Consider the following 23490-nt stretch of genomic DNA (forward strand, 5'->3'; position numbering starts at 1 on the left):
TATCTGCTAAACTAAGATTTAAACAACTTCCGTGTTGTTTTACCCATAACCAACCAAGGTTAAGATGACAAAAATTATTGATTAACATAGAGGGAGACCATGAACATTTCCCTGCATCAATCCAGTAAAGAAAGTATTTTACAATATTTACTAAAAAATAATAAAGCCACGGCTCAGGAAATAGCCAAAGCCCTAGATATTAGTCCTCAAGCCATTAGGCGACATCTCAAGGACTTGGAAAATCAGAATTTAATTGACTATGAAATAATGCCCCTAAAATCAGGGCGCCCCCAACATTTATACTATCTTAGCCCCCAAGGGCGGGATTTTTTTCCTCAAAACTACGGTGATTTTGCTGTTTCTTTTTTAGATACCATGGCGGAAACAGTGGGAGAAAAAAAGGTTACAGAAATTTTAGCTAAACAGTGGCAAAAAAAAGCCTCCATGTATCGTCAGTATATGAAGGGGAAAAATCTTGAGCAGAGGGTTAAAAAGTTAGCGGAAATTCGCCGTCAAGAAGGATATATGGCGGAGTTGTATGCGGTGAGTGAAGCTGATTGTGAGAAGTTTTTTTTAAGTGAACATAACTGCGCCATTTCTGATGTAGCTCAATCTTATCCTCAAGTTTGTGGTCATGAGTTAGAGATGTTCGCCTCTCTTTTTCCTGATTGTAAGGTAGAAAGGACGAACTGGATTTATGATGGGGAGCATCGTTGTGGTTATTTAATTTCTAATGGTTAAGGTTGAAGTAAAATTAATCTAAACACATAACAGTAAACTTGATACCGAGGCATTTTAATGATTGATAATCAACAATATTTAAGCCAAGAGGAATCCATGGCGGTGGAGATGGCTTTGTTAACTTCTCAGGAAAAGTTTTTAACCCGTTTAACGATTTCTTCTTTACGGTTATTGAAGGTAATGGCGGATGATTTACAAATAGAAGTAAATGATTTGACTCCACAACAGATTATTAGTTGGATGGAAAATGATAGTCAAGTTAGAAGGGAGGAAGGATTAGAGAAAGCGACGTTAAAATGGGAATAAATGGGGCTTTCTTGCTAAGATTCAGATATGTCGGATCGCAAAAATAAGTTCTGAGGATTGTATAGTACCATGATCTCCACCATTAACCCTGCTACGGGAGAAACCATCCAAACCTTTACTCCCCTGACTACCACAGAAATTGAGACTAAGTTACAGTTAGCGGATTCTACTTTTCAAAACTACCGCAAAAGTTCTTTTGAGTCGAGGGCTGATAAATTGTTGAAGGTGGCAACGATTTTGGAGGATGATGCCCCAGAGTGGGCGAAGTTGATGACTTTGGAGATGGGAAAACCTTTTCAAAGTGCGATCGCAGAGGTACACAAGTCGGCGCTTGTCTGTCGATATTATGCAGAGCATGGGGCGGATTTTTTACAAAATAGAATAGTGGAAACGGATGCTTCCCATAGCTATGTAACTTATCAACCATTGGGGGCTATCTTGGCGGTAATGCCGTGGAATTTTCCTTTTTGGCAAGTTTTTCGGTTCGCCGCTCCTACCCTCATGGCGGGGAATGTAGCCCTGTTAAAACACGCTTCCAATGTGCCTCAGTGTTCTTTGGCGATCGCCACTATCTTTAAAGGGGCTGGATTTGCTAAGGGGGTATTTCAATCTTTATTAATCGAATCGGGGCAAGTAGAACAGGTAATCAGAGATCCGAGGGTAAAGGCTGTAACCCTCACAGGCAGTGAGTTGGCAGGGCAAAAGGTGGCATCGGTAGCGGGGGAAGAGTTGAAAAAATCGGTGTTGGAGTTGGGGGGCAGTGATCCTTTTATCGTCCTTGAAGATGCAGATTTAGAGGAAGCAGCGACAGTGGCAGTGGAAGCTAGGGTACGAAATAACGGTCAATCTTGCATTGCTAGTAAACGATTTATTCTGGTAGAGGCGATCGCCCCTAAATTTGAACAACTATTATTGGAGAAGTTCCAAGCCTTAAAAATAGGAGATCCCATGGCCGAAGATACCGACATTGGACCCCTTGCTACCTCCTCAATTTTAGAAGAAATCCATGGGCAAGTACAAAAAACCGTCTCCATGGGGGCAAAAGTTTTGATCGGTGGTAAACCCTTACAAGGCAAAGGCCATTTTTATCCCCCCACCATTTTGACCAATATTCCCGAAAACTCCCCCGCCATGAGCGAAGAATTTTTTGGACCGGTGGCTTTACTTTTTACCGTAAAAGATGTGCAAAGTGCGATCGCCCTTGCCAATGGTACATCCTTGGGTTTAGGGGCTTGTGTTTGGACAAAAAACGAGAAAAATATAGAACGTTGCATCCAAGACATCGAAGCAGGGGCGGTGTTTATAAACGGCTTAGTAAAATCCGATGTTCGTTTACCCTTCGGGGGCATCAAGCGCTCAGGCTATGGACGAGAATTGAGCATTGAAGGCATCCGAGAATTTGTCAACATCAAAACCGTTTGGCAAAAAGTTTGACAATGGTAATAGATCCGATAGAATATGGAAAAAATTAAATCATAAGACCATAATAAATGTCCTTGAAATTATCTGTTATTATTATTAACTCTCTCATCATTACTTCTAGTATTAGCTTTAAAGCCATAGCCAGCGAGAGCAACTTTCAAAACAAACTATCAAGCACAAATAGTCAAGATTTAAATTCTGAAACCACCATCAAAAAAGATGAATTTTTATCAATAATTAAGCCAGAAATTTTATTAGCGGATAATCAATCCCCTTCGGGGGAAGTCTTCACTGAGTTTCAACAAAAAAATAGTCAAGAATTATTAAAGAAAAACTCTTTTCATAGACAACAACTAAAGATCCAACCCTTAGAAGAAGATAACATAACAACCTTATTAGCTGATCAAAATAAAGCGACTTGGGAAATCTTTGCTCAAGAAGGAAATGGAGATCAAAACTTAAGATATACCCTTTCTCCCTTAGAGATATTTTTGCCCAAACCCATAAATATTCCCACCGCCGAAACCATGCCAAAGGGAACAATGACTTTTACCTATGGCTTACATAATTTCTCCACAGGATCAGTCGGTTTAGGCTCAGGACTACAAGTGTATGGAGCATCCCTAGAATATAGCATCAGCGATAGACTGCAAATAGGCATAGCCTATAGTGACTTTGATGATATTTTAGGAGAAAGAATTAATAACGAGCTAACGTTTCTAGACTTTAAATCATTCGCTCCAAGTTTCAAATATCAACTCATAAATAAACCTTCCTATACCCTAGCAGTGGCAGGTTCAGCAGAACTTTTAAGAGTTGCAGGAGAAAACCGCTTATTTACCCCTGATCAAGAACTTCAAAGTACCAGAACTTTTGGGGGTACTCTTCAAGTACCTGTGACATTTAATTACAACGAAAATGTTAAATTCCATCTTTTGGGTGGATTAGCTATTTTCGCTGATACTATCAACGATGGTGGAGATTTTTACGGCACATTTTTCCATGGGGGTGCTGGAGTGAGTGCCAAACTAGGTGAGCGTTTCGGAGTATCTGCTGATTTTAATTATCCTTTAATTGGTAAAGGGAATAGTGTTGATAATCAGGGAAACATAAATAAAAGTCTTGTTTGGAGTGCTTCGGTTAATTATCTTTATAGTCCAGCAGTGGCTCTTGATTTATATTTAACTAATGCCCTAGGAGTGACCCCCGCCACTAAGCTATTAACTTTTATTCCTGATCCTAATCAAGTTGCTGTGGGGTTAAATGTGCGCTGGACTCCAGACTTTTTTGTTCAAAATAGCTACAGAAGTAGTTTTGCTAATGAACCTCTTCCTGCTTTAACCCCTAGGGATAAACAATTATTATTTGATGGTTTTACCCTTAATAGTGCGGAAACTTTGCGCAAAGGAAACTTTTTAGCAAAAGGGGTAGTTGGTGGAGATTTTGCTTTTCAGTTGGGCTATGGGTTGAGTGATGATGTACAACTGGAAATCCTTGGATTTGATATTGGTCGTAATGATGAAAATTTAGCAGTGACAAGAGGAAGTTCTACCATTAAATTTGGTGTTGCCACTAAAATTAGAATTTTAAATCAAGCTCAGGGGGCTCCTTTTTCTTTAAGCCTCAGGGGTGAACTGGAGGGGACTGACCTTACAAACTCTGGTGCTGGAGTAGGTACGTCTAACATTCAAGCTCTTTTGAACTATCAGACTAATGAGGAGTTAGCTTTTATCTTTAGTCCTAAGGCGGGTTTTTTTGCGGGTAACGACGTTGTTGGTGTTGGCTTAGGAGTTAATTATCAACCAATATCGGGGTTACAATTCATTGGTGAGATTACCCCCATGATTACTTCAAATCCACTGGTTTGGGCTGTTGGTGCTCGCTATATGGCACCTCAAAATAACTGGGGTTTGGGAGTTTATGGAACTAATGCCATTGGTAGTCATGGTATTACTACTTTGTTAACTCAATCGGATAGTGGCGTTAGCGTAGGAGTTAATCTTTTGTTTTTCGGTGGTCGTTAGTTTTTTTGTTTGAACTAGGAAAATTCATTTAACTATATTTAGTTATCTAGGATTAACTTAGAATTAATTTTAAGATTTTTATTCTTTTTTCTAAGTAAAGTAAATCTTTCATTGGGTAAGATCATATCCCAGTGACCTTCCGCAAAAATTAATAAGTTACTCATCATCACCAATCCTGTAAAAAGGAATTGCCACATTACAACATGGGGTAAGAGAAATACTGCCCCCCCGTGAATTACGGTAGCTAAGAAAAAAGCCCGTGAACGCATGGCAAACCCTGTTATTAGATAGCCCATGGCACTTATTAATAACCAAAAACTGCATAAGTGAGCTAGTAACCATCCCCACCCAAGGGCGATCGCACAGTCCGTCATGACCATACCAAAAACCATTAGTCCCACCCAGGTATATAACAGCCATGATAATCGCTCAACTACCGTCCAACCATAGGTTAGAGCTATCATAATTCCAGTACCCATGATGGTTAAAATTGACCATGCGATCGCCTGATCAACCCAGCTAAAAGGGCAAAACTGAGCCACCAAAAAAATAAACCCAGAAATTACCCCCCACAGCACCATACTCTGATCAATGCAAGTATAGACACCACATAAGGGAAGCCAAGGATAAGGCTCGAAACGCCAAGGACGCATCCCATTAAAATAATCATCCTCCCTAGATGTGGGCTTTCTTTGCAGAATAGGTTGTTTGGGTTTAAAAAAAGGCATCACCGAAAAAATAAGCAGTTTTATTAATAAACTTCATAAAAGTTAATACTATTTTAACCCTTTGAGTAGAAACCATCGCAGGGTTTTCTAGAAAAATAGCAATATTTTTAAAAGATCGTATAACCTTAACAATATAGAAGTATAGAAAAATACTATGGTAGAGACAACAATAAAAAAAACCACTAGCAATATAGAAGACGATCGCACTGGGATGAGTCGAGAAACGCTAAAACAAGCGTTTTTAGATAACCTCTTCTACATTCAAGGGGTAAACCAAAATAAAGCATCCAAACAAGACTATTATGTAGCCCTCGCCTACACCATCCGAGATCGAATTCTTCACCGCTTTCTCAAAACTATCGAAACCTATAGAGAAAGCAACACCAAAAGAGTATGTTACCTCTCTGCCGAATTCCTCATGGGCAGACACCTAGGCAATAACCTAGTGAACCTAGACATCTACGAAGAAGTAGAACAAGTAATCAAAGAATTAGATCTTGACTTAGAAGAATTATTAGAAGAAGAACCAGATCCAGGACTCGGTAACGGTGGTTTGGGCAGACTAGCCGCTTGTTTCCTCGACTCCCTCGCTAGTTTAGAAATACCCGCCATTGGCTACGGTATTCGCTATGAATTCGGAATTTTTCACCAACTAATTAGAGATGGTTGGCAAGCCGAAGTACCCGACAACTGGCTTAGATTCGGAAACCCTTGGGAAATTCCTCGCCCCAACGAAACCATCGAAGTAAAACTAGGGGGCTATACCCAACCCTACTGCGACTCCAAGGGCAACTGTAGAGTATCTTGGATACCCGATCGCACCGTCCTTGCCATCCCCCACGATACCCCCGTACCCGGATTTAAAACTAACACCGTTAACCCCCTAAGGTTATGGAAAGCAGAAGCTAGTGAAGAGTTTAACTTTGAAGCCTTCAACGCAGGAAACTATGACCGTGCCGTAGAAGAAAAAATTAACTCCGAAACCATCTCCAAAGTTTTATACCCTAACGATAATACCCCCGCAGGTAGAGAATTAAGACTGGCTCAACAATACTTCTTTGTAGCCGCATCTCTCCAAGACTTGGTAAAACAACACCTAAGCCGTAACCCCGGCCTAGACAACTTCCACGACAAAGTAGCCATCCAGCTTAACGACACTCACCCCGCCGTTGCCGTTGCCGAATTGATGCGCATATTTGTGGATGAATACGCCATGGACTGGGATAAATCTTGGTATATCACCCAAAAAACCCTCGCTTATACCAACCATACCCTCTTACCCGAAGCCCTTGAAAAATGGTCAGTAAGTTTATTCAAAAAACTTCTACCCCGTCACCTCGAAATCATCTTTGAAATTAACCATCGTTTCCTCGAAGATGTGCGTACATGGTACCCTGACAATGAGGACTTATTAGAACAGGTATCCCTCATCGAAGAAGGTTCAGAACAAAAAGTACGCATGGCCCACCTCGCCTGTGTAGGTAGTCATGCTATTAACGGAGTTGCTGCCCTCCATACGGAATTACTACAACAAGAAACCCTCCGTGCCTTTGCTTTCCTCTGGCCAGAAAAATTTTATAACAAAACCAATGGTGTTACCCCCCGTCGTTGGATTTTGCTCAGTAACCCTGAACTTTCCAAATTAATCACCGAAAAAGTGGGTGATGGTTGGTTAAAAGATTTAACCATGATGAAGGGGTTAGAAAAGTACATTGATGATCAGGATTTTTGCGATCGCTGGCAGGCCATTAAAAAAGCCAACAAACAAAGACTAGCGGAGTATATCTTCAAAAAACAAGGGGTTGAAGTTAACGTTGACTCCATCTTTGATGTGCAAGTTAAACGTATCCATGAATATAAACGTCAACACCTAGCCGTTTTAAACATCATCGCCTTATATAACAAAATTAAGGAAAATCCCGATGTAGAAGTAGTACCCCGTACCTTTATTTTTGGTGGAAAAGCTGCTCCCGGTTACTTCATGGCGAAATTAGTCATCAAGTTAATTAACAGCGTAGCAGATGTGGTAAACAAAGATCCCGATGTGCGTGGCAGAATTAAAGTAGTATTCTTACCTAACTTTAACGTTTCCCTCGGACAAAGAATTTATCCCGCCGCCGATTTATCTGAACAAATTTCCACCGCAGGAAAAGAGGCATCTGGAACTGGTAATATGAAGTTTGCCATGAATGGTTCTTTAACCATCGGTACTTTGGATGGTGCTAACATCGAGATTCGGGAAGAAGCTGGGGCTGAAAATTTCTTCTTGTTTGGTTTAACCGCCGAAGAAGTTTCTGAATATAAGGCCAACGGCTATAACCCCATGGACTATTACGAAGAAAATGCGGAACTAGCCCAAGTGGTTGATCGTATTCGGGATGGTTACTTTAGTCATGGTGATAAAGAGCTATTTAAACCTATTGTTGATTATTTACTCTATAACGATCAATATATGCTCATGGCTGATTTTGCTGCCTATGCAGACTGTCAAAATAAAGTTGCTCAGGCTTATAAGGATCAGGAAAAATGGACTAAAATGTCTATCCTCAACAGCGCCCGTATGGCTAAGTTTTCGAGCGATCGCACCATCAGGGAGTATTGCAAGGAAATCTGGGATGTGGATGCTGTTAATATAGAAATAGGATAATTGAGAATTGAGAATTGAGAATTGAGAATGGATAATTATGATAAATTAATGTTTTCTGTTTTGTACGGTACAACTCAGAGTTGATCATTTGTAATTTCTGACCTTCTCAATTATTAATTTCCCCCTTGCCAAGGTGAGGGGGAGTCCCTAAAAACCTTCCAAATTAATTGATAATAAAAAAGTAATTGTCAATTGTCCACTGCTCATTGTCAATGGTTTCCCCATGGAACAAGTTTATAAAAGTCCAACCAAATTAATTGTTTTCAACCATAAAGTTATTATTGCTCTTTTGTCTTTAATAATGGTGGTTTGGTTATCTATCATAGGCTTGAGCCGTTTGGGCGTTGAAATACTTTGGTTTGAAGAGTTGGGTTATGTACAAACTTTTTTAACTCAATTTAAAACTAAATTATTCTTAGGTTTAGTTACTTTTTTCGTTTCCTCATCCTTTATTATTGGTAATATTTTTATTGCCAACAGACTTAAAAAACATCAACAATTATATCAAGATACTAAGCAGGAACAATTTGCTCCTCAATCCCCTGCTATTCAGATTAAATCTTTATTATTTATTTTAATTCTTTTTAGTTCTCTCATTGCTCTTAGTCTAGTTTTTTATACCGAAACTGCTAATGAGGCATGGCAATTAAATATTGGTTTACCCAATTTACAAACCGCTATTAAGTCTCCTTTTCGCATAAGGGCGATCGCCCAGTTAGTGGGCAGTGTATCGGATACCGCTTGGCAAGGGTTATTATTGCTCGTCATCACCAGTTTAATAATGACCAAAGCGAGGTTTTGTCTTTACTTTATTTCTGTTTATATTAGTATAGTTTTTGCCTTTACCAATGCAGGTTATTGGATAAGATTTTTACGGTTTTTTAACAGTATTGATTTTGATAAAACTGATCCCATATTTAACTATGATATTAGTTTTTATATCTTCAAAATTCCTTTTTTACAAGTCCTCGATTTTTGGTTACAAGGATTATTTTTCTACAGTATTACCGCTTCATTAATTATTTATTTAATCAGTAACAATAGTATTAGCCAAGGTAAGTTTGATGGGTTATCGAGGTATCAACTAAGACATATTTACGGACTGTTAGGGGGGTTAATGGTTACCGTGGCGGTGATTCATTGGTTAAATCGCTATGGATTACTTTTCTCTACCCGAGGAGTGGTATATGGGGCTGGTTATACTGACCTTAACATTAGCCTACCCGTAGAAACCGTTGCCTCTGCCATGGCTTTGCTCATAGGTATTTGGCTGTTGTTAAAATGTGTAACGGGCTATGGGGGCAGGAATAAACATCAAAGGGGTTTGCGCTTTTCTAGCATTCCTTTCATTATCTATTTTGTCTTTTATAGTACAGGGTTAGTGGTAACGGAAATATATCAAAATACCATGGTACAGCCCAACGAGTTGGGCTTGGAAGAACCCTATATACGCAGAAATATAGAAGAAACTAGGGCAGCTTTTAATTTAGATACCATAGAAGTGCAGACCTTTAACCCAGAAGCCTCTCTTACCCTAGAAGACATCCGAGCCAATAATTTAACCATTGATAATATTCGTCTGTGGGATACTCGCCCTATTCTCCAAGCCAATAGGCAGTTGCAACAAATTCGCCCTTATTATGTGTTCCCTGATGCGGATATTGACCGTTATAACATTAAAAATGACGATGGAGATAGTAACTATACTCAAGTAATTGTCGCTCCCCGAGAGTTAGATTATCAACTGGTACCCGAACAAGCAAAAACTTGGGTAAATAAACATCTCATCTATACCCATGGTTATGGTTTTACCATGTCTCCTGTGAATAGGGTACAACAGGGGGGATTACCTTTTTATTTTGTTAGTGATATTGGCTCAGAGTCAGATCCGGGGGGGTTAAATGTTTCTTCCCCTGCCATTCGAGAAAGTATTCCCATTGTGCGCCCTCGTATCTATTTTGGGGAGTTGGCGAATAACTATATCATGACGAATACTAGATTTCCTGAGTTTGATTTTCCTAGCGGAGAGGAGAATTTTAATACTAGCTATGATGGTTTGGGGGGCATTAATATTGCCGATACTTGGCGTAAATTAGCTTTTGCTGTGCATCTGCGAGATTGGCGGATGTTGTTGACGGATAATTTTACCCCTGATACTCGTATTCTGTTCCGTCGTAATATTAATGAACGGATAAAGGCGATCGCACCTTTTCTTTACTATGATCGAGATCCCTATATCGTAGCCGCTGACGGAGATCCCGATGATTCTAACCATCTATATTGGCTTATTGATGCCTATACCATCTCCAACTACTACCCCTACTCAGATCCGGGAGAGAACCAATTTAACTACATTCGTAATTCAGTAAAAGTATTGATAGATGCCTACAACGGTAAAACAACTTTTTATATCAGCGAAGAAAATGATCCCCTAATTCGCTCATGGCAAAAAATATTCCCGGAACTATTCCAACCCTTAGAGAATATGCCCTCAGATTTAATGGAACATATCCGCTATCCCATCGACTTATTCAGTACCCAATCAGAAAGACTACTTACCTATCATGTAGAAAATACTCAAGTATTCTATAACAGGGAAGACCAATGGCAAGTACCCCAAGAAATCTACGGTGATGAAGCACTATCCATCAATCCCTATTACTTGATCATGAAACTACCCATTGCCGATCAAGAAGAATTTATCCTTTTACATCCCTATACCCCCGTATCTCGCCCTAACCTCATCGCATGGTTAGCCGCCAGAAGTGATGGGGAGAATTATGGCAAACTATTGTTATATCAATTTCCCAAACAAGAGCTAGTATTTGGGCCAGATCAAATTGAGGCTCTCATTAACCAAGATCCCCTAATTTCGGGACAAATATCCCTCTGGAATCGTCAAGGCTCAAAAGCTATTCAGGGTAACTTGTTAGTAATTCCCATCGAACAGTCTTTATTATATGTGGAACCTGTGTATTTAGAAGCCGATCAAAATAGTATTCCCGCCCTAACAAGGGTAATTGTGGTTTACGATAATCGCATTGTCATGGCGAACAGTCTTCAAGAAGCCATTGATGGAGTTTTTAACCCCGATCAAGTACCAGAATCCACTATTATCCGACCCCTTCAGGAGTTGGGCATCGAGTGATAATTAACGGACTTCTCGCAGACTATCTACTTTTTTACTAAATAACTCTGTAAATAAACTAAGCACACTTCGATCTTCTCGAACTTTAATATTTAAACTCACAGACATCCCCGATTGTAAATCTATAGGATTACCACGAATTAATAAATTTTGTTCTTCTAACTCTACCCTGACAGGGAAACGATAAAAGTTATAAATTTGATCAGGGGGAAGGGCATCGGAGCCGATAAATTCCACCGTTCCTTTAATATCACCAAATTCACTATAGGAAAAGCTATCAATTCTTACATCTACTTGTTGTCCTATTTGCACAAACCCTATGTCTTGGTTGGTGACGTAGCCTTCAGCGATGAGGGGATTATCAGGGCCAGGGTCTGGTACTATTTTTAATAAAGGTTCAGAAATACCCGCATTAGGAACAAAACCAGGACTTGCTTGGAGATCAAATACAGTTCCTGAGACGGGGGCTTTTAGTTCCTGAAAACGAAGGGTTTGTTGGGCTGAGGTGATTTGACTGTTGAGTTCGGAGATCCTTTTTTCGTTATCTACGATAATACGGTTAAGCTGACTATCAATTTCTGAGAGTCTTTGGTTATTTCCGGCGAGGCGATCGCGCACATCTCTTTCACTAACGGAAACAGTATTTCTTAACTCTTGTTGGGCTTGATTAATTTCTAAGTTAATTCTGGCTCGTTCTTCTTGAAGTTGTTCAATTTGAGCTAGGCGGGTTTGTATCTGCTGTTGTTGTCTTTCTTCTTCTATTCTGCCATTGCTTCTTTGCTCAATTAATCGAGCTTGGCGGTCTTGCACCCTTTGCCTTTGTAAGTCTGTTTGTACCCTTGACACTGCCCCTTCTTCCGATAGGGGACCAAAATTACTTAAAATATCTTCGTCAATTTTTAGGCTTTCTTCGGCTCGGGCGATGGCATCCCGATTTCTATTTTTTATTTGCTCTAATACGGTGCGATCATTTCCTAACTGCCGTTGGGCATCGGCTAACTGACTATTATTCTGACTTCTTTGTTTTTCCAGTTGACTAATTTTTAGTTGGGCTACCTGAGAGCGAGAATCGATTTCATTATTCGTCGCCACTAGACGGGAGGCTTGATCTGGACTAAGGTTATTCCCATTTCTTGTGCCAATTTGGGATTCGTAAAACTCAATTTCTTCGACAATGGAAGCACGGTTGAGGGCTAAGGCTTGAATTTCTGGGGCTAGTTCAAGATCAATGATATTTGCTTCTACCACAGAGGCAGTGAGGCGAGAATTCGTAAGTCCTCGATAAAAGCGATTTTCTTTCACTAAAGACTCTCGAATGCTTAAAAGGGATTCTAATTGTGCTTCCGATGCTTCCGAATCAAATACTACGAGGGAATCTCCTGCGTTGATTCTTTGTCCGTCTTGAACCCTAACGCTGCTCACCACACCATTAATGGGTGCTTGAATTTCTTGTACGGAATTTTTTGGCTTCAGTTGACCCCTTGCGGCCACCACTTGCTCAATGCGGGCAAAATAGGCCCATAAAATAGCAAATACGGTGACTCCCATAATAGTCCAGGTCATCGCCCTAGACCAAACGGGGGATTGTTTGAGAATTACTCCTTTTTCAAATCCAGAGGTATCTAGGTTAATTTTTTCCTGCCCTTGGGGGGGGGCGGATTGTCCATTTCTTTGTAAAAGATTTTCTTGATTTGTGTTGGGGTTGTTGGTAAATTGCATAGTTATTACGGAGATAGGGTTAAATGGTTGATGAACCTAGAATGGAGTCTAGGCAAATGCTTTTTTATATTTCTGCTTTTTGTTGTTGTTGATAAAGGTAATAGTAACGGGCGTTTAGTGCCATTAATTCTGCATGAGTTCCTACTTCTACGATCGCCCCTTTATCCATTACCACGATGGTATCAGCATTTTGAATGGTACCTAGGCGATGGGTGATAAATAGTACAGTGCGATCGCTAAAAGCCGAAATCAAATTCTGACATACTTGAGCTTCTGTATTGTAGTCAAGGGCGCTAGTGGCTTCGTCCAAAATTAACATCCGAGGATTTTGCAGAACCGAACGGGCGATCGCAATTCTTTGTCTCTGTCCCCCCGATAAGGAAGCCCCCCTTTCCCCTACCTTTGTATTATAACCGTTGGGCAGATCCATAATAAAATCATGGGCCACCGCAATTTTTGCCGCCTCAATGATTTCCTCCGTATTCGCATCAGGATTCGTGAGGGCAATATTATCCATCACCGTCCCCTCAAACAACAAACTCTCTTGAGGTACAACCCCAATTTGACGACGTAGAGAATACAACTCCACACGGTTGACATCATAACCATCGATCAAAATGCGTCCCGACTCAGGCTCATAAAGCCTTGCCACCAACTTAGTTAGGGTACTCTTACCAGCACCACTTTCCCCCACAATACCCACAAAAGTTCCCGCAGGAATTTCAATGCTCACATTATTAAGCTGTAAAGGTGTATTGGGTTTGAAACGAAAGCAAACACTGTCATATTTCAAATTCCCCTCAATACTGGGCATAGGAATATTATCTCTATCCTCCTCACCCTCTTGGGGGTGATCCACAATATCCGCTAAACGTTCTAAAGATAAAGCAGTTTGTTGGAAATTTTGCCATAATTGAGCCAATCGAAGAATCGGAGAGGTTACATAACCTGCAATGATACGAAAAGCAATTAACTGCCCCAAGGTTAACTCCCCCTGTAAGACTAAATAAGCCCCTACCCAAAGCACTAATAACTGGGAGAGTTTATTGAGAAAATTACTAGCTGAACCTGCTAAAGTTTGGGTTATCACCGTTCTAAACCCTGTACCCACATAACGAGCATAACGCTCCTGCCATTCCCAACGGGATCTCAATTCTATGTTTTGAGCCTTAACGGTTTGAATCCCTGACATTACTTCCACTAAGTGAGATTGAGTTTCAGCATTACGCTCGGCTTTTTCCCTCAGTTGACGACGAATTAGAGGAGAAAAGACAACGGTAAGAATGATAAAAATAGGAATGATCGCCATGGATACCAAGGTAAGCAGAGGGCTATAAATGAGCATTACCACGATGTAGATTACCGAGAAAATCGCATCTAACACCACCGTTAGGGCTGTTCCTGTTAAAAACGATCTAATATTCTCTAATTCGTTGATACGGGTAGAAATTTCCCCCACAGGGCGCTTTTCAAAGTACCTTAGGGGTAGCCTCAGAAGGTGATCAATAATCTCTGAACCCAATGCCATGTCAATGCGGTTGGTGGTGTCCACAAAAGAATAAGTGCGCAGGGTGCTGAGGATGGCTTCAAATACCGCCAAGACAACGAGGAAAATACCCAATACTTGCAACGTATCGGGACTATTTTGCACAATTACTTTATCGATGATTACCTGAATCATCAAAGGATTGGCGAGGGCAAAAAGTTGTACAAAGAAGGAAGCCACAAATACTTCTAGCAACATCCACTTAAATTTAATTAGGGATGGCACAAACCAACTCAATCCAAAGGTTTGTTGGGCGGTTTCTTTATTTTTTTTCAGGAGTAGGGCTTTACCACTTTGTCCCCATCTTTCAAGGAAACTGATGGTTTTCATTTCCCGAACTTTGCCCAGGGTGGGATCTGCTACGATGATAGTTTTATCGCTGGTGGCGTAAATTACCACTAGGGAGTCTTCTAGTTTGACTAGGATAGGTGCTTCTAATCTGGCAAAAGCCCCTGCTGGTACTTCTACTAATTGACTATTTAATCCTAAAAGTTCCCCGATCGCACCGCACACTTCAATGGATAACCTTCCACTATTTTCCACCTGTTGAGTAATTATGCGAGTGAGAATATCTCCTTTATAGGGAATGTTAAAGTATTTGCACAACATCCGAAAACAAGCAATACCTATCTCTGTTTCACTCCTACCTGTGAAGTAAGGATAACTTTTAAGGGATTGTTTTGGCTCTTGAAAAAGATTTTGGGGTTGTTCTTGTAAAATGCTATTATCCGCTAGAGGAATGTTATCCTCATCCATAAGAACTTCAGGGGCAATGGCTGGAAGTTGCTCTGTTTTAGGAGTGGGGGTTTGGCTATCCTGCCAAGGGTCATCTTTAATTTCGGTGGGTGATGTGCCGTTGGTGTTATTGTTATTGTTATTGTGGGCTGATTCTATCAGGGTAATATCGAGGGATACTAGCCTAATTTCGGTTTGCGCTTCAAGGGTTTCTCTGGGGTTAATGGTAGCGCCGATGGCTAAGTCTTTAATTTTTCCACCACTAAAGCACCATATATGTCCTTCGGGGGCAGGGGGTAAGTTAGTAATTGTTCCTTTACCCAAATGCACTACTTGGGATGTTGTTAGGGCTTGTTGAGTTAATGTTTTTAAGTTACCTTCCCCTGTGGCACGATGGTTGAGTTGATAACCAAGGCTGTCAAAAATCTCGATTAACCCGGGGGTTTTTTGGTAATATTCTTTTATATTTAGTTTTTGCTCAAGAAGATTTAAAAATTTTTCCCGAGCTAAGGTTAACGCCACTACAGGGGTAGATGCGATCGCAGTTTCACAGGCAAACCCCCTCATCAAACTTTGCCAACCAATTACACTACCGTTACTAATAAGTTTTAAACTCTGGGGTAAACTGGTACGGGGATCGTAACCAATATATCGGGCTTGTCCTTCGTATATGATGGAAACGTAGGGAGGAATTTTGTCTTTGACTAGCATTATCTGTCCCATTTCATATTTTAATGGGTTAAACTCTTGGGCTAGTTGTTTTATTTCGTTATCTGAAAGAAGGTTAAAAGGTGCGACAGTAGCAATAAATTTTTCTACTGAACCGAGAGTATATACCATGGTTTACTTTGTCGTTATCAGGAATTAAATTTATATATGTATTTATTAAATTTCCGTGTTTAAAAATACTATGTATTATTTCATTTTTATAAAACTAATTATAAGCAAGATTATATGAAGTTCAATCTTTTCCTAAGAAATGTTGAGCTTTTTTTTTGAAGTTAATCATTCTACTTTTTAATTTAGTACACAATAAAGTTTGATTCAGAGGTGCTTTGTAAAATTATTGTGGATAATATATTATCCATAGCACAGCATAGGGTATTTACTTTAAGGATAGGTAAAGCTAAACATTAGAAATCAGAGAATGATATGATACAAGGTTGATAACAACGTTCATTTTATATTAAGGCTTAAGACTTTTTACTATGGGAAAAATTTGGGAGCTAGATTTCTACTCACGTCCGATTTTTGATGAGAATGATAAAAAACTGTGGGAAATTCTGATTTGTGAGAGTCCTACGGGTATTAATAGTGATTATGATTCTTTGTTTCGTTATTCCCAGTTTTGTTCTAATAGTGAGGTTAATTCTATCACTTTAGGAAAGGCGATCGCCTCTGCCATAGAGAAAGCGGGGGAGACTCCTAGTAAAATAAGGTTTTTTCGCCGTCAAATGAATAATATGATCATCAAAGCCTGTGATGATGCTAATATTTCTGTATTTCCTTCTCGCCATACCTATGCCCTGAATCGTTGGTTGGCTGAAAGAGATATTGATTTTTATCCCCATCAAGATGGTTATCAAGCCCCAAAAACAGTCGCTTCAGTACAATATCCCCAAGGTAATGCCATTAGTTTACCTGATGCCGTTAAGGGCGATCGCACCGATAAATGGGCTTTAGTATCCCTTAATAGTGATGATTTTCAAGATATGGATGAATGGGCGATCGCATTTGGAGAATCATTTCCCCTCTCCCTTGCCAACATAAAAGAAACCACCAAAATACCCGGATTGATAATCTTTTCAAAAAGAGCATTACCCCTCAGTGCATGGATGTCTGGACTAGAATTAGGCTATTTACGCCTAGAAACAGGACAATTTCCCCGCATATGCCTAGAAACAGGAGTCAGTGATAGTTGGATACTAGCAAACCTTACCGACGAAAAAACCGTTGCCGAAGGGGAAGGCTTTGAAACCGCCAAACAACAAGCCAATGGCGTACACTTTCTCGCTATCCAATCCTCTCCCGAATCAGAATCCTTTGAAGGCTTTTGGTTACTCAAACACGAATCATCATAAATTTGATAGCGGTAATACCCTATAGTCATTTTTTCCCCAAATAAGATAAACGAAGGTTAAAACCCCTTGACAACATCAGGCTCATAATTCACAACGTCCAAACTTTGGAGAAGTTAAAACAATGTTTTATGATCAAAGAAAAGAGATTGTGTTAATACACTAGAAAACTACAAGTATGACTAATACATTAATTGTCGAAAAAGAAAAAGTAAGTCCACCCCTAAAATTACATATATTAGGAGATAAAGTTCTCAGACAAAACGCCAAGCGCATCGCTAAAATTGATGAATCAGTCAAAGAATTAGCCGTGGAAATGCTGCAAACTATGTATGCAGAAAACGGTATCGGTTTAGCGGCCCCCCAAGTAGGAGTCAATAAACAAATGATTGTAATCGATCTTCAGCCCGATAATGACACTAATCCTCCCCTAGTGATGATTAATCCCGTTATCAAAAAATATAGCAAAGATGTATGTATCCTAGAAGAAGGTTGTTTAAGCATACCTAACGTATTCCTCGATGTCAGTCGCCCATCAAAAATTGAAGTAGAATTTAAAACTTTAAGTGGTAAAAAACAAAGAATAAAGGCATCAGGATGGATGGCAAGGGTAATACAACACGAAATGGATCATCTTACAGGTGTTCTGTTTGTGGATAGAATTAAAAATAGCCTTATCCTTACCCAAGAATTGACTAAACAAGGTTTGGATGTTAACGCAGTGCAATCGATTTCCTAGTTATTTCTAAACAAAGTAGGGTGGGCATTGCCCACCATCGGATATTTTGATCATCAAAACTGTGATTTTTTGTGAATAGAAAAAAAATTTTAAAATTATTAGAGTGCTTTGAAAAAAATTGTGTTTATAACCAAGAAAATATACCCATTTTAATTCACATTCATAACTATATTAATCAAATTAAAGAAAGTAAAAATAATATAGTATTCCTTTCAACTAAAAATCCCACAAAATTTATCAGTGTTTTTTTCGCTTCAGTTCTAACAAAATCCTCTATTTTTTTATTAAATCCTCATTGGCAAAGGAAAGAATTAGAGCAAGTCTATCAATTAGCAACACCTAACTTTATTTTTATAGATTCAGATGATTATAATATCCATCATCAATTGTTAGAAAAAAATAATTCTTCCCTATTAATTCAGCACATAAAGCATGAGATTATCCATACTAATAAAAATTTGGTTAATAAGAATGATGAGACTGAAAAAATAATGATACCCACAGGGGGAACATCGGGAAAAATTAAATTTGCTATCCATACATGGTCAACTTTAAGCAATTCTGCTATGGGATTTAAAGAATTTTGGCAAGAAGAAAAGATCAACTCTTTTTGTTGTCTGCCTTTGTATCATGTTAGTGGGTTAATGCAAATTATAAGAACATTTATTACGGGGGGGAATTTAAAAATTTATGACTACTCTTTTCTAAAAAAAGAAGTTCCTTTAGGTAATTATCACGGCTTTTTTATTTCCCTTGTACCTACCCAATTAATGTTTTTTTTAGATACCAATATTAATTGGTTAAAACAATTTAAAACAGTTTTAGTGGGGGGAAGTAGCACCCCCTTAGAATTACAAAATATTTGCAAAACTCAAAAAATAAATTTAGCCCTAACCTATGGCATGACGGAAACTGCTTCAGGAGTAACAATTCTGAAACCAAATAATTTTTTGGAGGGGAAAAAGGGTAGTGGTAAGACTTTACCCCATGGTGATATAACCATTGAAAATAACCAAGAAAAATTTGGCAAAATTATTATCAAAAGTTCGTCTTTATTTAAAGGATATTATCCCTATTATCAAGATTATAGTTATTTTGAAACTGATGATTTAGGATATTTAGACCAAAATAATTATTTGCATATAATAGGCAGAAGTAGCCATAAAATTATTTCAGGGGGTGAAAATATTTACCCATCAGAAATAGAGAATTTAATTAGGGAGACAGGTTTAGTGAAAGATGTAATAATTTTGGGAAAAAATGATAACTATTGGGGACAAATTGTTTGTGCTATTTATGAAACTATCTCTGAGTATAACCAGAGGGATATAGCTAATAATATTAAAGATAAATTACGATCGCACCTTAGCCACTACAAAATACCAAAAATATGGTTAAAAGTAGATAAAATCCCCCGTAATGACCAAGGAAAAATTAACTATCATGATTTAGAAAAGCTAGTTAATCACAACGATTCTGAGTGAATTATTTTAACGACTTGAGGGATTGAGGATATTTTAAAGTAAAACCTAAGAAAATGAAAAGGGCGATCGCCCCTGCTCCTAAACCGATATAATTAGGTAGCCAGAAAATAGCCGTCACATCATTAACCTGCCCAGCCTTGAGACTCACATTATATTGATTATCTTCTCCCCTTTCCCAAGTAGGAAAATCATTAGTAATTAACTTTGCCCCCCAAGGAAAATTAAAACTCAACTGTAAATTAATCAAATCACCCGAAGAAATAATAATATTACCCTCATCAGAAATTACTCCCAAAGGAGTCAAATCAGCCGAAAAATGTAACACATTTCTTTCCACAAAAATCCCATTATTTTGGGTAATATCCATACTAGCCTCTAAATCTAGTAAACTATCCCCCTGCTGCTGCGTCAAATTACGGTTAACCTTAGAATCAACCTCAGAAATAAAAAACTGATTAAACTTACTTACCAAATCCTGTCCATTATGAAAAGGAATCGTTACTACCAACTCCTCCGCAGACAATCTTTTTGCCTTACCATGTAACCTCAAAGCCTGTTTTTGAATGCCATTTAACCAAGCATTACCTTCCGACTCACTAAAGCTAGTTAACTGCTCACCCAATTTTATATGCTGAATTATCGTACCACTATTTGCCTGAGAAAAATTAACCCCCACATCATAACGGACACAACCCGTTAAAAACACAACCAACACAGTAAATAATATTAACTTCTGAAAAATAGCTTTCATTATCCAATATCCCCAATCAAGATTATTTTAATAGCTTCAAATTTGATTATCCCTAAAGTTTACACTCTCTATCTCACATTCTCAAGGACAAGGTAATATTTAATTATTTATTAAAGTAAATATTTTTTGATCATCTAAAAAGTAGTTTAAGCCTTGATTATTATCCCTTCTACTTTCACTATAGTTAACAAAAGCAAGTCCAAAAGCAATTAAAATAAAGCTAAAACTAATACTAAACCAGACAAAAAGATTAGCTTGTTTCTTTTTTATAGAATTATTAAACCTATTTTTAGAAGTGTAACGAACTTTGTTTTTCTTCTTAGAATTATTTTGGTAATAATTAAATTCAACCTTATTCTGTTCAAAACTTTTGAGAAAATCTGCCCTACTCCAATCAGATTCTGCCCTCAACTTCAACCCTTGCTTCTCCAACACCGCTCCACGATAATAATAAGCATCAATAAAATCTTTATCTAGCTTAATAGCATGGGTAAAATACCTTATAGCCTCTTCCCATTCCTCATGTTCCGCTTCCTCTACCCCTAAGTTATAATAAAAATCTGCCTTTTTCTTATTATTATCTAAACTCCTTCTGACAAACACAGACTTTTGACTATTGTTCACATTTTTATTATGATCATGATAAGAATCTTTATGATTTTTTAATATTTCGTAAGCCCCATGAATTTCTAAAAATTTTTCTTCTGCTAACTCCGCTTTTTCAGGACTATCATTAAAATTATCAGGATGCCATTTTTTAGCCAGTTGTCGGTATGCCTTTTTTATCTCCTCCACACTAGCCCCTGACTCTATTTTAAGTATTTGGTAATATTTATCTAGTCCAGTCATAAATTAGAATTACTGTTTTTCTACATTATTACAGACGGTGAAAGATAACCGAACTTCGTAAACCGCAATGAAAAGTTAAAATAGATTAAGAGTTAGCATGATTATTAATCGCACTCGTTATCGAAAGATATAATTAACTATCTGCATCCAAACAAGGATCAACTTATTTATTATGATTGACGCTATTATTATTTCTATATTTATTCTTGCATTTGCAGGAGTAGGCTTTGATATCGTCCAAGTTTTACCCGGTGACATTCAAGGTCAAGTTTCCAATATTCAAGCCCTAAGATGGTTAGCCGCCGGTTTCTCTTCCATTATTGGGTTAGCCATGGGTTTAGTTGCCCAAACTACTTATCGCCGTTTAGAGCAAAGAATCAGAAAAACCCCCATTGAAGTTATTATAACAAGGGCGATCGGTTTGGTACTAGGTTTATTGTTGGCAAATTTAATGTTAGCCCCCATATTCCTCCTACCAATTCCGAGCGAGTTTAGTTTCCTTAAGCCCATGTTGGCGATTTTAGGTAGTGTTATTTTTGCCGTATTGGGAGTCTCTTTGGCTGATACCCACGGTAGAACTTTTTTAAGACTAATTAACCCCAATAGTATTGAGTCGATGTTGGTGGCGGAAGGCACACTAAAACCCGTTGCCACCAAAATCCTTGATACTAGCTGTATTATTGATGGACGTATTCAACAATTATTAGATACGGGATTTATTGAAGGGCAAATTTTAGTACCCCAGTTTATCTTACAAGAATTACAACAATTAGCGGATGCTACCAATGACCAAAAAAGAGTCAGGGGGCGCCGAGGGTTAGATATTCTTAATCAAATGCAGGAAAGATACCCCGAAATTATCGTTATTCACCCTGAAGAATATGAGGATGTAACGACGGTGGATGCTAAGTTACTACACCTTGCCCACGATATTAATGCCACTCTCATTACTAATGATTTTAATTTGAGTAAGGTAGCAAGTTTACAAAAAATTCTTATTCTGAATATCAATGATTTAGCCCAAGCTATTCGCCCTATTTATCTACCTGGAGACTACATTGATTTAAAAATCTTGAAAAATGGGAAAGAACCTAGTCAAGGAATCGGTTATCTTGATGATGGTACGATGGTTGTGGTGGAAGATGCCAATAATCATGTGGGGGAAGAGTTGAGAGTTACCGTAACTTCTGCTTTACAAACTTCAGCGGGAAGAATGATTTTCGCCAAGACTAATAATTCTACGGTGAATCATTACTAAGCAACTATTGGTTTTTACCATTTAAGCCCTCTCCCATGGGAGAGGGTTTTCTTTTTATAGTTCGTTTTCTAGTTCTATTTCTCCTGAGTTGTTATTCTGTAATTCCATTTCTCGCATTCTTTGTAGTTGTCTTTCCCTAAAACTTTGGGCGGCATTTTGAATGTTTCTGTTTCTGACTTCGGGGCTAGTACCTCCATTCATGCGATTCATCATGTTAGCATTGTGAATGAGTTGCATGGGGTTGATACTGTCTCCGTAGAGGGAGTTTTGTTCGTTGGATTGGAAGATATTATCTTGATTAGAGTTAATATTTTGGGCGGAGGCAATATTACCATAACCCATAACTAAACCAAGGCTGAGAAGGGTTGTGTATATAAGTTTGTTTTTCATGATATTTTTTTCCTAATTTTGTTTACATTAAAGATTAAGCAAAACGACGGCTTAATAGGGGTTTGATAGCTAAAAGAATGAGGGCATCAAAGGCACATAATAGGAGTAGTACAACGCCGAAGTTTATTTCTGTCCAAGGGGTGGTAATTACAATACTAGCGAAGTTCCAGTCACCGTTTTGATAAATATAGCGTATGGGTTCGATAGCATAGGTTAGGGGGTTTAGACTGGCGATGATTTGTAACCAGTTTGCCATGAATGCCATGGGGGCTAGGGCGGTACTTGCAAATAATAGGGGTAAATTAATTACAAATATTACGGCTAGTAGTTCGATGTGTCCGGGGAGGGCAAAAGCTAGTCCTAGACTTAATCCTGTTACTCCTAAGACGATTAAGAAGGTGATGAGGGCGATCGCCCCTAAACCAGCGATACTAGGTAAACCAGCCCCAATAAAAGCACTAGCAATGATAATTACGGCGGTTTGAATCAAACTCAGACTAATAATATAGATAGTCGAAGCGGCCACAATGGAAAACCGAGAAGCCAAGGGGGCAACTAATAGCCGATTTAAAAAGCCAAATTCTCGGTCAAACATAATAGGTAAACCAGCATTTAAAGCACCCGAAAAAGCAGTAAAAACAATGATACCGGGGGCTAAAAATTGCCCATAACTAAAATCATCACCAAATAAACTTTGGGGAGCATTATAAAATAAAGCGCCAAACAAGATTAACCACATAAAAGGTTGAATAACTCCTGCTACAAGGGTAGAAGGGCGACGTTGTAACTGAATGAAAAGACGCTTAGTGAGCGCAAAAGTTTCCTGCACAAAATCATTGAGATCATTACTCTCAAAAGCTATATCTTCAGAGGTAGGAGCTAAAATTGCCCTATATTTTTGATTATCAATAGTTTGAGTCATTTT

17 protein-coding genes are annotated in these 23490 nt (G+C 38.6%); 10 read left to right on the forward strand and 7 right to left on the reverse strand.

What is annotated here, in order from left to right; translation table 11 throughout:
• Positions 1 to 99 precede the first annotated feature (99 nt).
• The 4 genes from sufR (at position 100) to ACXITR_RS04430 (ending at position 4493) form a co-directional block, all read left to right on the forward strand.
• A complete protein-coding gene (sufR, locus tag ACXITR_RS04415) occupies positions 100 to 741 on the forward strand; it encodes an iron-sulfur cluster biosynthesis transcriptional regulator SufR (protein ID WP_457996018.1) in 642 nt (213 codons plus the stop codon).
• 57 nt (positions 742 to 798) lie between these two features.
• The gene (locus ACXITR_RS04420; protein WP_457996019.1) at positions 799 to 1047 is read left to right on the forward strand and encodes a hypothetical protein; all 249 of its coding nucleotides are present in this window, start codon (positions 799 to 801) and stop codon (positions 1045 to 1047) included.
• 69 nt (positions 1048 to 1116) lie between these two features.
• Positions 1117 to 2481 carry an NAD-dependent succinate-semialdehyde dehydrogenase gene (locus ACXITR_RS04425; protein WP_457996020.1) on the forward strand — a complete coding sequence of 455 codons (1365 nt, stop codon included), beginning with the start codon at positions 1117 to 1119 and terminating at the stop codon, positions 2479 to 2481.
• Between the two features lie 56 nt (positions 2482 to 2537).
• A complete protein-coding gene (locus ACXITR_RS04430; protein ID WP_457996021.1) occupies positions 2538 to 4493 on the forward strand; it encodes a hypothetical protein in 1956 nt (651 codons plus the stop codon).
• A 38-nt stretch (positions 4494 to 4531) separates the two neighbouring features.
• On the opposite strand, the gene ACXITR_RS04435 is transcribed toward ACXITR_RS04430, so the two are convergent.
• A complete protein-coding gene (locus tag ACXITR_RS04435; RefSeq protein ID WP_457996022.1) occupies positions 4532 to 5221 on the reverse strand; it encodes a hypothetical protein in 690 nt (229 codons plus the stop codon).
• Positions 5222 to 5375: 154 nt separating this feature from the next.
• On the opposite strand from ACXITR_RS04435, the gene ACXITR_RS04440 reads away from it, so the two are divergent.
• Together ACXITR_RS04440 and ACXITR_RS04445 are read left to right on the forward strand one after the other, a co-directional pair.
• Complete coding sequence (locus ACXITR_RS04440) at positions 5376 to 7868, forward strand: glycogen/starch/alpha-glucan phosphorylase (RefSeq protein ID WP_457996023.1); 2493 nt, start codon at positions 5376 to 5378, stop codon at positions 7866 to 7868.
• Between the two features lie 223 nt (positions 7869 to 8091).
• The gene (locus ACXITR_RS04445) at positions 8092 to 11016 is read left to right on the forward strand and encodes a UPF0182 family protein (RefSeq protein ID WP_457996024.1); all 2925 of its coding nucleotides are present in this window, start codon (positions 8092 to 8094) and stop codon (positions 11014 to 11016) included.
• Between the two features lie 3 nt (positions 11017 to 11019).
• Here ACXITR_RS04445 and ACXITR_RS04450 read toward each other — a convergent pair whose 3' ends face one another.
• A complete protein-coding gene (locus ACXITR_RS04450; protein ID WP_457996025.1) occupies positions 11020 to 12735 on the reverse strand; it encodes an HlyD family efflux transporter periplasmic adaptor subunit in 1716 nt (571 codons plus the stop codon).
• Between the two features lie 64 nt (positions 12736 to 12799).
• Positions 12800 to 15856, reverse strand: coding sequence for a peptidase domain-containing ABC transporter (locus ACXITR_RS04455; RefSeq protein WP_457996026.1), 3057 nt, complete (start codon positions 15854 to 15856; stop codon positions 12800 to 12802).
• Between the two features lie 368 nt (positions 15857 to 16224).
• On the opposite strand from ACXITR_RS04455, the gene ACXITR_RS04460 reads away from it, so the two are divergent.
• The 3 genes from ACXITR_RS04460 to ACXITR_RS04470 all read left to right on the forward strand — a co-directional run bounded on the left by ACXITR_RS04460 (position 16225) and on the right by ACXITR_RS04470 (position 19317).
• Entirely contained in the window at positions 16225 to 17097 is an 873-nt protein-coding gene (locus ACXITR_RS04460) for a Tab2 family RNA-binding protein (RefSeq protein WP_457996027.1), read from the forward strand.
• Positions 17098 to 17272: 175 nt separating this feature from the next.
• Positions 17273 to 17833: a peptide deformylase gene (gene def, locus ACXITR_RS04465; RefSeq protein WP_457996028.1), complete on the forward strand. Its 561-nt coding sequence runs from the start codon at positions 17273 to 17275 to the stop codon at positions 17831 to 17833.
• Between the two features lie 71 nt (positions 17834 to 17904).
• Positions 17905 to 19317, forward strand: a complete 1413-nt coding sequence (locus ACXITR_RS04470; protein ID WP_457996029.1) for an AMP-binding protein — start codon at positions 17905 to 17907, stop codon at positions 19315 to 19317.
• A gap of 1 nt (position 19318) precedes the next feature.
• Here the strand turns inward: ACXITR_RS04470 and ACXITR_RS04475 are convergent, their stop codons facing one another.
• Together ACXITR_RS04475 and ACXITR_RS04480 are read right to left on the reverse strand one after the other, a co-directional pair.
• Positions 19319 to 20068: a DUF3153 domain-containing protein gene (locus ACXITR_RS04475; RefSeq protein WP_457996030.1), complete on the reverse strand. Its 750-nt coding sequence runs from the start codon at positions 20066 to 20068 to the stop codon at positions 19319 to 19321.
• Positions 20069 to 20167: 99 nt separating this feature from the next.
• Positions 20168 to 20917 (reverse strand): DnaJ domain-containing protein, encoded by a 750-nt coding sequence (locus ACXITR_RS04480; RefSeq protein WP_457996031.1) that lies wholly within the window; start codon positions 20915 to 20917, stop codon positions 20168 to 20170.
• A 172-nt stretch (positions 20918 to 21089) separates the two neighbouring features.
• Between ACXITR_RS04480 and ACXITR_RS04485 the strand changes: the two genes are divergently transcribed.
• Complete coding sequence (locus ACXITR_RS04485; protein WP_457996032.1) at positions 21090 to 22175, forward strand: PIN domain-containing protein; 1086 nt, start codon at positions 21090 to 21092, stop codon at positions 22173 to 22175.
• 54 nt (positions 22176 to 22229) lie between these two features.
• On the opposite strand, the gene ACXITR_RS04490 is transcribed toward ACXITR_RS04485, so the two are convergent.
• On the reverse strand, positions 22230 to 22565 hold the full coding sequence (locus ACXITR_RS04490; RefSeq protein ID WP_457996033.1) for a hypothetical protein: 336 nt from the start codon (positions 22563 to 22565) through the stop codon (positions 22230 to 22232).
• A 34-nt stretch (positions 22566 to 22599) separates the two neighbouring features.
• Positions 22600 to 23487 (reverse strand): ABC transporter permease, encoded by an 888-nt coding sequence (locus tag ACXITR_RS04495; protein WP_457996034.1) that lies wholly within the window; start codon positions 23485 to 23487, stop codon positions 22600 to 22602.
• Positions 23488 to 23490: the final 3 nt, after the last annotated feature.

Source organism: Cyanobacterium sp., from assembly GCF_054166785.1.

What these genes read in the sequence shown, in the direction of transcription:
- sufR (WP_457996018.1), top strand. Translation starts at nt 100, where the DNA reads ATGAACATTTCCCTGCATCAATCCAGTAAAGAAAGTATTTTACAATAT.
- ACXITR_RS04420 (WP_457996019.1), top strand. Translation starts at nt 799, where the DNA reads ATGATTGATAATCAACAATATTTAAGCCAAGAGGAATCCATGGCGGTG.
- ACXITR_RS04425 (WP_457996020.1), top strand. Translation starts at nt 1,117, where the DNA reads ATGATCTCCACCATTAACCCTGCTACGGGAGAAACCATCCAAACCTTT.
- ACXITR_RS04430 (WP_457996021.1), top strand. Translation starts at nt 2,538, where the DNA reads ATGTCCTTGAAATTATCTGTTATTATTATTAACTCTCTCATCATTACT.
- ACXITR_RS04435 (WP_457996022.1), bottom strand. Translation starts at nt 5,221, where the DNA reads ATGCCTTTTTTTAAACCCAAACAACCTATTCTGCAAAGAAAGCCCACA.
- ACXITR_RS04440 (WP_457996023.1), top strand. Translation starts at nt 5,376, where the DNA reads ATGGTAGAGACAACAATAAAAAAAACCACTAGCAATATAGAAGACGAT.
- ACXITR_RS04445 (WP_457996024.1), top strand. Translation starts at nt 8,092, where the DNA reads ATGGAACAAGTTTATAAAAGTCCAACCAAATTAATTGTTTTCAACCAT.
- ACXITR_RS04450 (WP_457996025.1), bottom strand. Translation starts at nt 12,735, where the DNA reads ATGCAATTTACCAACAACCCCAACACAAATCAAGAAAATCTTTTACAA.
- ACXITR_RS04455 (WP_457996026.1), bottom strand. Translation starts at nt 15,856, where the DNA reads ATGGTATATACTCTCGGTTCAGTAGAAAAATTTATTGCTACTGTCGCA.
- ACXITR_RS04460 (WP_457996027.1), top strand. Translation starts at nt 16,225, where the DNA reads ATGGGAAAAATTTGGGAGCTAGATTTCTACTCACGTCCGATTTTTGAT.
- def (WP_457996028.1), top strand. Translation starts at nt 17,273, where the DNA reads ATGACTAATACATTAATTGTCGAAAAAGAAAAAGTAAGTCCACCCCTA.
- ACXITR_RS04475 (WP_457996030.1), bottom strand. Translation starts at nt 20,068, where the DNA reads ATGAAAGCTATTTTTCAGAAGTTAATATTATTTACTGTGTTGGTTGTG.
- ACXITR_RS04480 (WP_457996031.1), bottom strand. Translation starts at nt 20,917, where the DNA reads ATGACTGGACTAGATAAATATTACCAAATACTTAAAATAGAGTCAGGG.
- ACXITR_RS04485 (WP_457996032.1), top strand. Translation starts at nt 21,090, where the DNA reads ATGATTGACGCTATTATTATTTCTATATTTATTCTTGCATTTGCAGGA.
- ACXITR_RS04490 (WP_457996033.1), bottom strand. Translation starts at nt 22,565, where the DNA reads ATGAAAAACAAACTTATATACACAACCCTTCTCAGCCTTGGTTTAGTT.
- ACXITR_RS04495 (WP_457996034.1), bottom strand. Translation starts at nt 23,487, where the DNA reads ATGACTCAAACTATTGATAATCAAAAATATAGGGCAATTTTAGCTCCT.